Annotated in this window: 7 protein-coding genes; 3 read left to right on the forward strand and 4 right to left on the reverse strand. The window is 74.0% G+C overall.

Annotated features, from left to right (window positions below; genetic code table 11):
• Positions 1-174 precede the first annotated feature (174 nt).
• On the reverse strand, positions 175-1,599 hold the full coding sequence (locus ACFZCY_RS39515; protein WP_391184919.1) for a HEAT repeat domain-containing protein: 1,425 nt from the start codon (positions 1,597-1,599) through the stop codon (positions 175-177).
• Positions 1,600-1,920: 321 nt separating this feature from the next.
• Here ACFZCY_RS39515 and ACFZCY_RS39520 point away from each other — a divergent pair, with 321 nt between their 5' ends.
• Positions 1,921-3,450, forward strand: a complete 1,530-nt coding sequence (locus tag ACFZCY_RS39520) for a SpoIIE family protein phosphatase (protein WP_391184922.1) — start codon at positions 1,921-1,923, stop codon at positions 3,448-3,450.
• 48 nt (positions 3,451-3,498) lie between these two features.
• Here ACFZCY_RS39520 and ACFZCY_RS39525 read toward each other — a convergent pair whose 3' ends face one another.
• The gene (locus ACFZCY_RS39525; RefSeq protein WP_391184927.1) at positions 3,499-5,013 is read right to left on the reverse strand and encodes a hypothetical protein; all 1,515 of its coding nucleotides are present in this window, start codon (positions 5,011-5,013) and stop codon (positions 3,499-3,501) included.
• 272 nt (positions 5,014-5,285) lie between these two features.
• On the opposite strand from ACFZCY_RS39525, the gene ACFZCY_RS39530 reads away from it, so the two are divergent.
• Complete coding sequence (locus tag ACFZCY_RS39530) at positions 5,286-6,389, forward strand: phosphotransferase (protein ID WP_391184930.1); 1,104 nt, start codon at positions 5,286-5,288, stop codon at positions 6,387-6,389.
• 133 nt (positions 6,390-6,522) lie between these two features.
• Positions 6,523-8,619, forward strand: a complete 2,097-nt coding sequence (locus ACFZCY_RS39535) for an N-acetylmuramoyl-L-alanine amidase (protein ID WP_391184933.1) — start codon at positions 6,523-6,525, stop codon at positions 8,617-8,619.
• A 9-nt stretch (positions 8,620-8,628) separates the two neighbouring features.
• Here ACFZCY_RS39535 and ACFZCY_RS39540 read toward each other — a convergent pair whose 3' ends face one another.
• Together ACFZCY_RS39540 and ACFZCY_RS39545 are read right to left on the reverse strand one after the other, a co-directional pair.
• Complete coding sequence (locus ACFZCY_RS39540) at positions 8,629-10,962, reverse strand: glycoside hydrolase N-terminal domain-containing protein (protein ID WP_391184936.1); 2,334 nt, start codon at positions 10,960-10,962, stop codon at positions 8,629-8,631.
• 13 nt (positions 10,963-10,975) lie between these two features.
• Positions 10,976-11,476 (reverse strand): hypothetical protein, encoded by a 501-nt coding sequence (locus ACFZCY_RS39545; protein ID WP_391184939.1) that lies wholly within the window; start codon positions 11,474-11,476, stop codon positions 10,976-10,978.
• Positions 11,477-11,585 lie beyond the last annotated feature (109 nt).

An 11,585-nucleotide genomic window follows, 5' to 3' on the forward strand; every position in this document is an offset into this window, starting at 1 on the left:
GGCCCCCGCGCCCGCCGAAGCCGGGCGAGTGCCGGAGGAACCACCCCAAACCCCACCCCGGCCGCGGGGTTTACGGCCGACCACATGGCGTAAACCCGTCGGTCACCCGTACCGGCGACCCCGGCCACCCCGGGTTGACACCCCGCGGTCGGGCCGGGGGTCAGACTCCGGGGGTCAGACTTCGGCGGCGTCGGGGTCGATGCGGCTGCGGACCGCGGTTTGGACCTCCGCTTCCTCGGCCGGGTCGGCGGCCAGTCTGCGGAGCTGTTCCACGACGCGGGCGTCACCGGTGGCGGCGTGGCGGGCGGCGAGTTCGCGGGTGGCCTCCTCGCAGTCCCACAGGCATTCGACCGCGAAGCCGGCGGCGAACGAGGGATCGGTGGCGGCCAGGGCACGGGCGGCGCGGCCGCGGAGGTGGGAGGAGGCGGTTTCGCGGTAGATGTGGCGCAGGACGGGGGCGGCGCAGGTGATCGCGAGGCGGCCGGCGCCGTCCACGAGCGTCCACAGGGCCTGGCTGTGCGGGCCCTCGGCCCGCACCGTGCGACGGAGGGCGGCGAGGACGAGGCCCGCGTCGTACAGTCCGCCCCGGGCGGCGAGCATCGCGGCGGCCGCGGCGCCGAGCTCGTCGGGGCGGTGGGCCCAGATCCGGGCGCGGTCCAGGGCGGCGATACTGCGCATGCGTTCGAAGGCGCCGAGGGCGGCCCGGGAGACCGGCTCCGAGGCGTCCGGCTCGGTCACGGCGGCCTCGATCAGGTCCAGCACCTCGGGGTCGCCGGTGTCCGCCAGGTGCCGCAGGGCGGTCGCGCGGGCGGCGTCCGGAGCCGACGCGGCGGCGGCCAGCAGCTCGGGCCGGTCCTCCGGACCGGCGACGGCGGCGAGGCAGCGGGCGGCGGCGTCCGGGCGCCGGGCGCCGGGCCGCAGGTCGTGTTCCTGCTGGGCCCAGACCAGGACGTCGTGGACGCTCCAGCCGGGCCGCGGCCCGGAGGGACGCAGCTGGCGCTGCCAGCGGTCGAAGGCGCCCTGTTCCTGCGCGGCGCGCACGCGCGGGCCGTACGCCGGGTCGTCGGCCCACAGCCGCCAGGGGCGGGGCTCGTAGGCGCCGCGCGCGGCGGTGGCGAGTTCGGCCTCGCCGTCGGGAGTCTCGGGGAAGCGGCCGAGTACGGCGGGGGCCAGGGCGCGCAGCCCGGCGTCGTCGTCGCGCAGGGCCAGCTCGTCCAGGGCCCATTCCCAGTTGCTCCCGGCGGCGGCGTACCGGCGCAGCAGCCGCAGCGCGTCGAGCCGGTCGTACGCGGCGAGGTGGCCGAGGACGGCGAGGGCGAGCCCGGTGCGCTCCTCGTCGGTGTTGACCAGGTCGTGGGGGTGGAAGAGGTGCTGTTCGATTTCGTCGAGGTCCGCGTCGAGGTCCAGGCAGAGCCGGGCGTAATAGAGGGAGCGGTTCTCGACCTGCCAGTCACGGCGGGGGTCGTGCAGCACACAGTGGTGCAGTGCCGCGAGCGCCTCGGCCCGCGGCGCGGCGAGGGCATGCAGAGTACCGTCGCCGCGGCCTCGCTGGAGGAGGCCGAGCAGGGTACCGCTGGGCGCTATGTCTGGATCGAACATGAGGTCAGCATCCGGTGCGGGGGGTTCGCTGGCAACGGGATTTCCGTAGACCGGCATTCTTGCCGGTGTCCTGGCGCCATATGCCGGATGAACACCTGGACTGAGGGAATCCCGAGCGCCGCAGCCTACCCGGAACCGGATGCTCCACCGAGCCGCGCCCGACTTGCCCCAGGAAAGCCATTGACATATGCCAGAAGCACCACCGGATCGGGTATTGCCAAACGACTTACGCGACGTCGCGGCCTGTGCAAGAGTCGTTACCGGTCCTTACCCCATCAGACCCGGCAGCGCCGCGCCGTACCGGCCCGTATCGGAGAACACATGCCGTCCCCCCGCTCCGCGGACCACCCCGCCGCCCCGTCGCCCCAGCGCGGCACGGTCGATGCGCTCATCACGCAGACCCGGCGGCTCCGCGGCGGCATCGCCGCCGTGCGGCGCGACACCACGGCGGACCTGAGCGGTACGGCGAACGAGACCCAGCTGCGCTGGCAGCGCGCCCTGTGCGATCTCGCGGTCCACCATCTGGACGATCTCGGCCAGCATCTGGACCAGCTGCGCGAGGGACTGCCGTCCGAGCGGCCGGAGGAAGCGGATGAGGCGGCTCCGGAGGAGAAGCCTCTGGACCAGTACGCGACCGGGCAGGACGCGACGGGGCAGGACGCACCGGGGCAGGGCGCGCCACAGCAGGACCCCGGCCACGGCCCCGGCCACGGCTCGCTGCTCAACCGCGTCGGCAGCGCCGAGTGGAATCTGCTCACCGACGAGGTGACCTGGTCCGACGAGCTGTGCCAGATCTTCGGCCGCGGCCCCGAGGAGGGCGGGCTGTCCCTGGACGAGCTGCCCTCCTGGGTCGTCGGCGACGATCAGCCGGTGCTGACCGCGATGGTCACGGACTGCCTGGTGGACGGAAAGCCGATCGACGGCGAGTTCCGGGTCGTCCGCGCGGACGACGCCGTCCGTACGGTGCACATGGCGGGCGAGCCCGTGCTGGACGCCGACGGCAGCACCGCCTCCATGTGGGCCGTGCTCCGCGATGTGAGCGAGCTGCGCCGCAGCGAGCGGGCGGTGCGCGAGTCCCGCGACTCGCTCCAGCGCCAGCGGCACCTCGCCCGCAGCGAGCGCAGGCTGGCGGTCGAGCTGCACGAGGCGGTCCTGCCACCCTGGCGCGGCTCCGCGCCCCTCGCGCGCGGCGGGCGGCCCGCGAGCACCGCCCTCGATGTCGCCTCCCACTACTTCCCCGCCGCGAACAGCGCGCTGATCGGCGGCGACTGGTACGACGCGCTCGAACTGCCCGACGGCGGGACCCTGCTCAGCGTCGGCGACCTCACCGGCCACGGCGTCGCCGCGACCTCCGGCATGGCGATGGTGCTGGGCGCGGTGCGCGGCATGGCGGTGGCCGGGATCGAACCGGGCCCGCTGATGGGGCGGCTGAACCAGCTGCTCGACGTCTCCTCCCAGCCCGCCCTGGGCAGCGCCGTCTGCGGCCGGTACGACCCGGCCACCCGCACCCTGGTGTGGTCGCAGGCCGGGCACCCCGCTCCGCTGCTGTTCCGCGACGGGGCGGGGCGCGCCCTGCGGCCCCCGGCCGGTGTGCTGCTCGGCGGCACCACGGGCGCCACGTACGCCCAGGCCGAGGAGCGGCTGGAGCCGGGCGATCTGCTCCTGCTGCACGCGGGCGGGCTCGCCACGGACGCCGAGGACCCCGCGGTGACGGCCGAGCGGCTGCTCGGGCTCGCGCCACGGTTCGCCGCCGCCCGCGGCACGCAGGAGTGCGTACGGGTGGTGGCCGAGGAGTTCGACGACGAGCGGCGTGAGGGCGACGCCTGCGTACTGCTCGCGATGATCGGCTGATACGAGCCGATACAGGCCGGTACGAGCCGATATGACGGGCCGCCGTCGCTAGACGACCGTGCTCTTCGCCGCCCCGCCCGCCCCCTTCGCCCCGCCTCCGGCTCCCTTCTGGTGGCCCAGCCCCCTCGGCATGGTCTGCTGGATCTCCGCCCGCAGCTCCCGGACCGCGGCGGACGAGGCGTACGGCGCGGTGAGCCGGTACATCTCGCGCAGCCGGTCCCAGGTGCGGTGCGAGGAGTTCTGCTCGATCGTGGCCAGCGCCTGCCGGGCGGAGGCGGCCCCCTGCTCCGGGTCGCCGCCGATGAAGCAGGCCGAGGCGATGGAGATGTGGTCGAAGATCTGCGACCGCTGCCGGCCGCCCTCCCGCATCCGCAACGCATCCATGGCGTGCCGCTGCGAGACGGCCGCGACGCCCGGTTCGTGCTCGGCCAGGGTGCGGTAGACCAGCCCCTGCATCCCGTGCAAGTCGGCCTCGTTGAACAGCTGCATCCAGCTGGGCGCGGGCCCCCGGTCCTGGTCGGAGACGAACAGTTCCTCCGCCTCCCCCAGGGTGCGGCGCACCGCCTGGCCGTGCCCCTTCGAGGCGTGCGCCCAGGCCTCGATGGTGCGGAACATGGCCCGGGTGCGTGGCAGCGCCTCGTCCCCCGCGCCGGACGACGCCAGCTTCATCAGATCGAGCGCGTCGTCCGGGCGGCCGATGTGCACCATCTGCCGGGCGGCGCGGGACAGCGCCTCGCTCGCCCGCGGCCGGTCACCGCCCTCCCGGGCCGCGTGCGCGGCGATCACGAAGTACTTCTGGGCGGTGGGCTCCAGCCCCACGTCGTGGGACATCCAGCCGGCCAGCACGGCCAGGTTCGCCGCGACGCCCCACAGTCTGCGCTGCAGCGCCTCGGGATGGCGGTAGGCGAGCATCCCGCCCACCTCGTTGAGCTGGCCCACCACGGCCTTGCGCTGCAGCCCGCCGCCGCGGGCCGCGTCCCAGGCGCGGAAGACCTCGACCGACGTCTCCAGCGCGTCGATCTCCTGGGAGCCCACGGGGGCGGCCTCATAGCGGTCGAAGCCCACGGGCTCGGCGGAGAGGGGGTTGTCGGAACGGGGCGCGTCGAGGGAGAGGGTGGGGTCGGAGAGCAGCCATTCGCTCATGGCACCGGTGATGGCGGATCCTGCGGCGAGCGCGGCGCCCGCACCCACCAAGCCGCGTCGGTTGAACATAAGGTCCATTCCCGTGAATTCGGTGAGGACCGCGGCCGTGGACTCGGGCGGCCAGAGCAGCCCGTCGGCGGACTGTCCCTTTCCCGCGCGCCCACCTCGTCCGAATCCGAGGTCCTCGATGGTCACGACTCGACCGAGGCGCTCGGTGAACAGGACTGCCAGCACCTTGGGCACCGGATCGCGCGGCGTCTCGCCGGTGTCGATCCAACGCCGCACCCGCGAGGTGTCGGTCGCCAGCTGCGGGTGGCCCATGGCCGCCGCGCGCCGGTTCACGAGCCTCGCGAGCTCTCCCTTGGACCAGCCGGCCAGGCCGAAAAGGTCCGCAAGACGGGTGTTGGGTTCCCTCGTCACGTCAAGCCCCCAGGATCCTCGGCTGGCTTGACAGTAACGGGCCCGTCACATGCGGTGCGACTATTCGCCAGGGTTCGCCAGGGTCCGCCAGATGGTGTGCCACCCGCGCACGGGTGTGATGTAGAAGCGCGCTACCCGGCCCGGTGGCGGTTGGAAAATGCCAGCCGGAAAAGCCAGTTGGAAAATGCCAGCCGCATTCCCCAGGGTGCGGCCCCGCCCCGGGGCCGGGAGCGTACGCACATCGTCGGCACACGAAGGGATCTGTCTCGCCCATGTACGCAGCGTCGTCCTCCGTGTCCGCCCCGCCTCGGCCGTACCGGCGGCAGCTGCCCGGCAATGGGCCGTACCTCGATCCCGCTTCCGGCGGCCGCGCGCGGCGGACCGCCGCCCCCGGCTCCGTGCCGCCCGGCGGAAGACTCGACGTGTCCGGTCCTCAGGGTGCCCAGCTGCGCACCGCCATCGCCTCGGTCCATCGCATCTGCCCGGAGTTCAACCCCGTTCAGGTGCTCCGGCGCAGCGGGCGGTCCGTCCTCCTGCTCGGTTCGACGGGCCGCACCACGGCGGTCGCCAAGTGCCTGCTGGACCACTCCCCGGCGTGGGCCGAGCGGTTCCGCCGTGAGATAGCGATGTACCGGACGTTCGTACGACAGCGTCCCCCGGTCCGGGTGCCGCGGCTGATCGCCGCCGATCCCGACAACTGCGCGCTGGTCATCGAGCGGACGCCCGGGCGGGTCGCGGCCGCGCAGCGCCATCCCGCCGAGGCGCCGCCGCGCGCCGATGTGCGCGCCGCGCTCGGCGCGATCTGCCGGATCAACCAGTGGCGGCCGCCGGGGGACCTCTTCGACGCCCCGGTCGACTACGCCGCCCGGCTGTCCCGCTACCACGATCTGGGGCTGCTGACCGACCGGGACATGGGCGATGTGCGCAAGCTGCTGCGCGGCATCTCGCAGGCGGCGGGGCGGCAGCTGCCGGCCCAGTTCTGCCACGGCGACGCCCTGTTGAACAACGTGCTGCTGTCCCCCTCGGGCGCGGTGCTCATCGACTGGGACCACGCGGGCTGGTATCTGCCCGGCTACGACCTGGCGACGCTGTGGGCGGTGCTGGGCGACGCCCCGGTGGCCCGGCGTCAGATCAGCCAGCTCGCGCAGGCCGCGGGTCCGGCCGCGCGGGACGCCTTCCTGGTGAACCTGATGCTCGTCCTCACCCGGGAGATCCGCCGGTACGAGACCGCCGTGCAGCGCACCATGCAGGATCCGGCGCCGGTGGTGCCGGGTGTGATGGCCGCCGGTGAGGAGCAGCGGCTGCTGCTGCGGCGGCTGCATGACGATTGCGGCCTGGCCCGGCGCGCCGTGCGCGCCGCGGTGGGCACGCGCTGACGTGCGAACCCTTCTTCGCGCGACGGTGATTGACGGATCGTCTGGCAGCGGATAGCTGTTAGCCGTGCCTCCTGCCTTCTGGGAGGCGAGGCACGGCCAACGGTTCGGCTCAGCCCACCTCGAGGAGGCTGCAATGCCAGGATCCGCACAGGACAGCGCCCACGACCCGGACAAGGGCACGGGCAGAGGCGCAGACACAGCCACGGATCGGGACGCGGACAGACCCGCCACCGGCCCCAGCCGGAGGACGGCGCTGCGGACCGCGTCCGCCGCCGCGTCCGCCGCCTTTCTGCTCCCGGTCGTCGCCGCGGCCCCGGCCGCCCGGGCCGGCCAGCCGCCCTCGGGCGGCGCCCCGTCCCCGTCCCCGTCCCCGGACGGGGCCGGGGACGGGGCGCTGCAACAGGCCTTCGCGGCGGCGGCGAAGGAGCACCGGGTGCCGCTGAGCGTGCTGCTGGGCGTGTCGTATCTGCAGTCGCGCTGGGACGGCCATCGCGGCGCGCCCAGCGTCACCGGCGGCTACGGCCCCATGCACCTCACCGACGCCTTCACCGCCCTCTCCGCGGCCCCGCACCACAGCCAGGGCACCGAGGACGCCCGCGGCGACCAGGCGCGGCCCCTGCGGGTGCCGGAGGCCTCGGTGCCCGAGCCGCGGCAGCTGCCCGCGCGGCTGCGCACGCTGGACCGGGCCGCGGAGCTGACGGGGCTGTCCGCCGCCGCGCTGCGCGGCGACGCGGCGGCCAATGTGCGCGGCGGGGCCGCGCTGCTGGCCGCCGAGCAGAAGAAGCTGGGGCTGCCGCCGAGCGAGGACCCGGCGGACTGGTACGCGGCGGTGGCGGCCTATTCGGGCGCCGACAGCGCCGCGGCGGCCGCCGTGTTCGCCGACGACGTCTACGACGTGATCCGCGGCGGCGCGGCGCGCACCACGGGCGACGGTGAGCGGGTCACGCTCGACGCCGCCCCCCAGGTCGCCCCGGACCGGCGGCAGCTGCGGTCGCTCGGACTGCCGGACCGCAAGCGGGATCCGCACGTCGAGGCCCCTGACAATGTGTCGTGCGAGTGGATCCCGGCCCCCTACGAACAGTTCGGGGACAACGACTACGGCAACCACGACCTGGGCAACCGCCCCCTCTCCCAGATGATCGACTACATCGTCATCCATGACACCGAGGGCTCCTGGGACACCACCATCAAGCTGGTCCAGGACCCGACGTACGTCTCCTGGCAGTACACGCTGCGCTCCTCGGACGGCCACATCGCCCAGCACGTGCCGCTCAAGGACGTCGCCTGGCACGCGGGCAACTGGTACGTCAACGCCAAGTCCATCGGCCTGGAGCACGAGGGCTTCCTCACCGCGCCCGACGCCTGGTACACGGAGGCGATGTACCGCTCGTCGGCCCGGCTGGTGAAGTGGCTGGCCCGGCGGTACGGCATCCCGCTGGACCGTCAGCACATCCTGGGCCACGACAATGTGCCCGGCACGACCGCCACCACCATCAAGGGCATGCACACCGACCCGGGCCCGTACTGGGACTGGGCGCACTACTTCAGCCTTCTCGGCGCACCGTTCCACCGCACCGCGGGCGCCTCCGGGGGGCTGGTCACCATCCGCCCGGACTACGAGACGAACGAGCCCGTCTACACCGGCTGCGAGCAGGCGGGCCAGGAGTGCGCCCCGCACGGCTCGTCCGCGGTGCGGCTGCACACCGCGCCGAGCGACGACTCCCCGCTGGTCAAGGACGTCGGGCTGCGTCCGGACGGTGCCGACTCGACCACCGGCGTCAACGACACCGGCGCCCGCGCCACCACCGGCCAGCAGTTCGCGGTCGCGGGGCGGCAGGGCGACTGGACGGCGATCTGGTACCTCGGCCAGCAGGCGTGGTTCCACAACCCCCGGCGGCGGCCCACGGCCGTCCACGGCAAGGGCCTCGTGGTCACGCCGAAGGCGGGCCTGGCGGAGGTCCCGGTGTACGGGCGCGCCTACCCGGAGAAGGAGGCGTACCCGGAGGGCGTACCGGTGCAGGCGGTCTCGCCGCTGCCGTACAAGCTGCTCGCCGGGCAGCGGTACGCGCTGGGGCTGAGGACCCAGGGTGAGTATCTGTGGGCGACCACCTTCGACGCGAACGGGCACATCGTGGTGCGCGGTCAGGACGTCTACTACCAGATCCAGTTCGGGCACCGGGTGGCGTTCGTCCGGGCCGCGGATGTGCGGGTGCGGCGCTCGGGACGCTGAGCCGATACGTCAGGCGCGTGCCGTGAAGCGGTAGGTGTGGCCGCCGCGGGCCGCGAGCGTGACCGTACGGACACCGTCGCGGGTGTCGTCGCGTACGGCCGCCTCGTGGCCCGTGGCGCCGTCGTGGACGGTGTACGGGCGCGCGAACAGGTCGCCGCGTATCCGGACCGGTCCGTCGTGTCCCGCCGTGACGGTGAGGGTACGGGCGCGTCCCGCGCGCCAGGTGATGCCGACCGTGAGGTCGCCGTGGGCGCGCAGCCCGCGCACCGAGCCGTCGGGCCAGCGGCGTGGCAGGGCGGGCAGGACGTCCAGCACCCCGCGGTGGCTCTGCAGCAGCATCTGGGCGATTCCGGCGGCGGCGCCGAAGTTGCCGTCGATCTGGAACGGCGGATGGGTGTCCCACAGGTTGGGGAGAGTGGAATCTGTCAGCTGTCCGGCCAACAGCCGATGGGCGCGGTCGCCGTCGCGCAGCCGGGCCCAGAAGTTGACCTTCCATGCCCTGCTCCAGCCGGTGCCGCCGTCGCCGCGTGCGTCCAGGGAGACCGCGGCGGCACCGGCCCAGGGGCCGTCCGGGGCGATCTGCCGTCCGGGGTGCAGGGCGAAGAGGTGGGAGGCGTGCCGGTGGGTGTCGGCGGGGTCGTCCAGGTCGGCCTTCCACTCCTGGAGCTGGCCCCAGGAGCCGACGCGCAGCCCCGGGTCGAGGGCGTCCAGGGCGCGCCGCAGCGCGACCTGGAAGGCGGGGTCGTCGCCGAGGGCGCGGGCCGCCTCCAAGGTGGCGGTGAGCAGGTCGTGGACGATCTGCTGGGACATGGCGGGCCCCGCGGTGAAGTCGCCGTGCTCGGGCGAGTAGCCGGGCGTGACGACGAGCGTGCCGTCCCGGGGGTCGGGGCGCAGGGTGTCCAGCCAGAATTCGGCGGCCTCCCGCATGGCCGGGTACGCGGTGTCCCGCAGGAAGCCGGTGTCGAGGGTGAAGCGGTAGTGCTCGTACAGGTGGTGGACGAGCCAGGCGGCCGCCTCGGGGAACCAGAAGGCGGTGGGCCAGTCGTGGACGCCGGTGAAGCCGTACGGATTGGTCTCGTTGTGCACGACCCAGCCGCGGGCGCCGAACATTTCGCGGGCGGTGATCCGGCCGGGGGCGCGCAGGGCGGTGATGAAGCGGTGCAGCGGCTCGGCGGTCTCCGCGAGGTTGAGGGCGTGGGCCGGCCAGTAGTTCATCTGCAGGTTGATGTTGGTGTGGTAGTCGGCCGACCAGGCGGGCTGGACGCTGTCGTTCCAGACGCCCTGGAGGTTGGCGGGGAGCGGGGCGCCGGGACGTGAGGAGGCGATGAGGAGGTAGCGGCCGTAGGCGAAGAACAGCTCCTCCAGGGCCCGGTCCGCCGGGTCGTCCCCGCCGGTGTACGCGGCGAGTTGGCGGTCGGTGGGCCGGCCGGGCGGGGCCTGTCCGCCGAGGTCCAGCGCCGTACGGTCGAACAGGGTGCGGTGGTCGCGGAGGTGACGGCTCAGCAGCGTGGGCCAGCCCTGGTCCGCGGCGGCGTCCACGGCCTCGGCGACGGCCCGGTGGGGGTCCTCGCCGCGGTAGTCGGGATGGCTGTCGGCGTAGTCGGTCCCGGCGGCGAGGACGAACCAGGCGCTGTGGGCGCCGGTGACGGTGAGCGTGCCGTCCGCCCCGGCGGTCACGGTGCCGCCGTCGCACACCACCCTCACCTGGGCCTCGAAGCGCAGCCCGTTGTCCGCCAGCTCGCCGCGTATCGTCAGCCGCCCGTCGTGGGCGGTGACGTGGTGGTCGCGGGGGCGCGGGGAGGTGTGGCGCAGGGTGAAGGCGACGGGGCCGGGGGACGCGCTCAGCCGTCCGACGATCACCCGATCGGGGTACGAGGCGAAGAACTCGCGCCGGTGGCGCCCGCCTTGGGCGGTGTGTTCCACGAGGGCCACGCCCCGGCCGATGTCGAGCCGGCGGCGGTAGCTGTCCGGGGTTTCGGGCGCGCCGGGGATCTCCAGCCACAGATCGCCGAAGGTCTGGTAGGCGCCGTAGCGGATGCGGGGCTGTCCGAGCCGGGCCGCCACGTCCTCGGGGGCGGCCGTGCCGTGCGCGTCGATCAGCCGCTGGACGGCCGCGAGGGCGCCCGGGCGCGGCTCACGCCAGTTGCCGGAGTCGTACGGCGGGGAGCCCGGGCCGCCGGGGCCGCCCGGGCCGCCGGTCCATAACGACTTCTCGTTGAACTGGATCCGCTCCCGGGCCACCCCGCCGAAGACCATGGCGCCGAGCGTGCCGTTGCCGATGGGCAGCGCCTCGCGCTCCCAGTCCGCGGCGGGGGTGTCGTACCAGAGCGTCCGGTGGGCCATCGGGATCGTCCCGTCAGCCCTGCTGGAACATCTCCGCGGGCAGCGGCTTGAGCAGCCGGTACAGATCGTCGGTGATCGGCCGGTCCCAGCTGGCGATGGTGACGAGGACGCCGTCGCTGCGGTCGAACTGGGCGCAGGAGATCCGTCCTTCGGACAGCTTGATCCGGCGCACGATGAGGAGGTTGTCGTCGTGCATGACCGGGGTGTCCTCGGTGTCCACGACCTGGACCGGCTCCTCGTTGCCGAGGGCGGCCAGCAGCTGGGTCACCTCGAACGGGGCCTGGTCCTCGGCCACCTCGCGGGCCGGGGAGCCCTCGGGCAGATTCCCGATGACCATCGCCGGGCCACGGCCGCCGAAGAGGTCGTAGCGCAGGAAGACGCCCTGGCAGGTGCCGTCGGGGGCGGGCAGCAGCCCCGCGCCCAGATCGCCGGGCCAGTCCCCCGGATCCATGGCCAGGACATCGAAGTCCGGCCCGGTGGGCGTGGCGGCGCTGCGGCGGCGGAGGAAGGACATGCGGACATGGTACGTGGCCCGCGGCCGGTTCCCCTGCCCGGGAGCACCGTCCTTCCCGCCCCGAAAGCCCCCTGCCCCCGGCCCCGTGGGTCCGGTCACCGGGCCGCCG

Source organism: Streptomyces sp. NPDC007983, from assembly GCF_042958345.1.
Classification (GTDB): domain Bacteria; phylum Actinomycetota; class Actinomycetes; order Streptomycetales; family Streptomycetaceae; genus Streptomyces.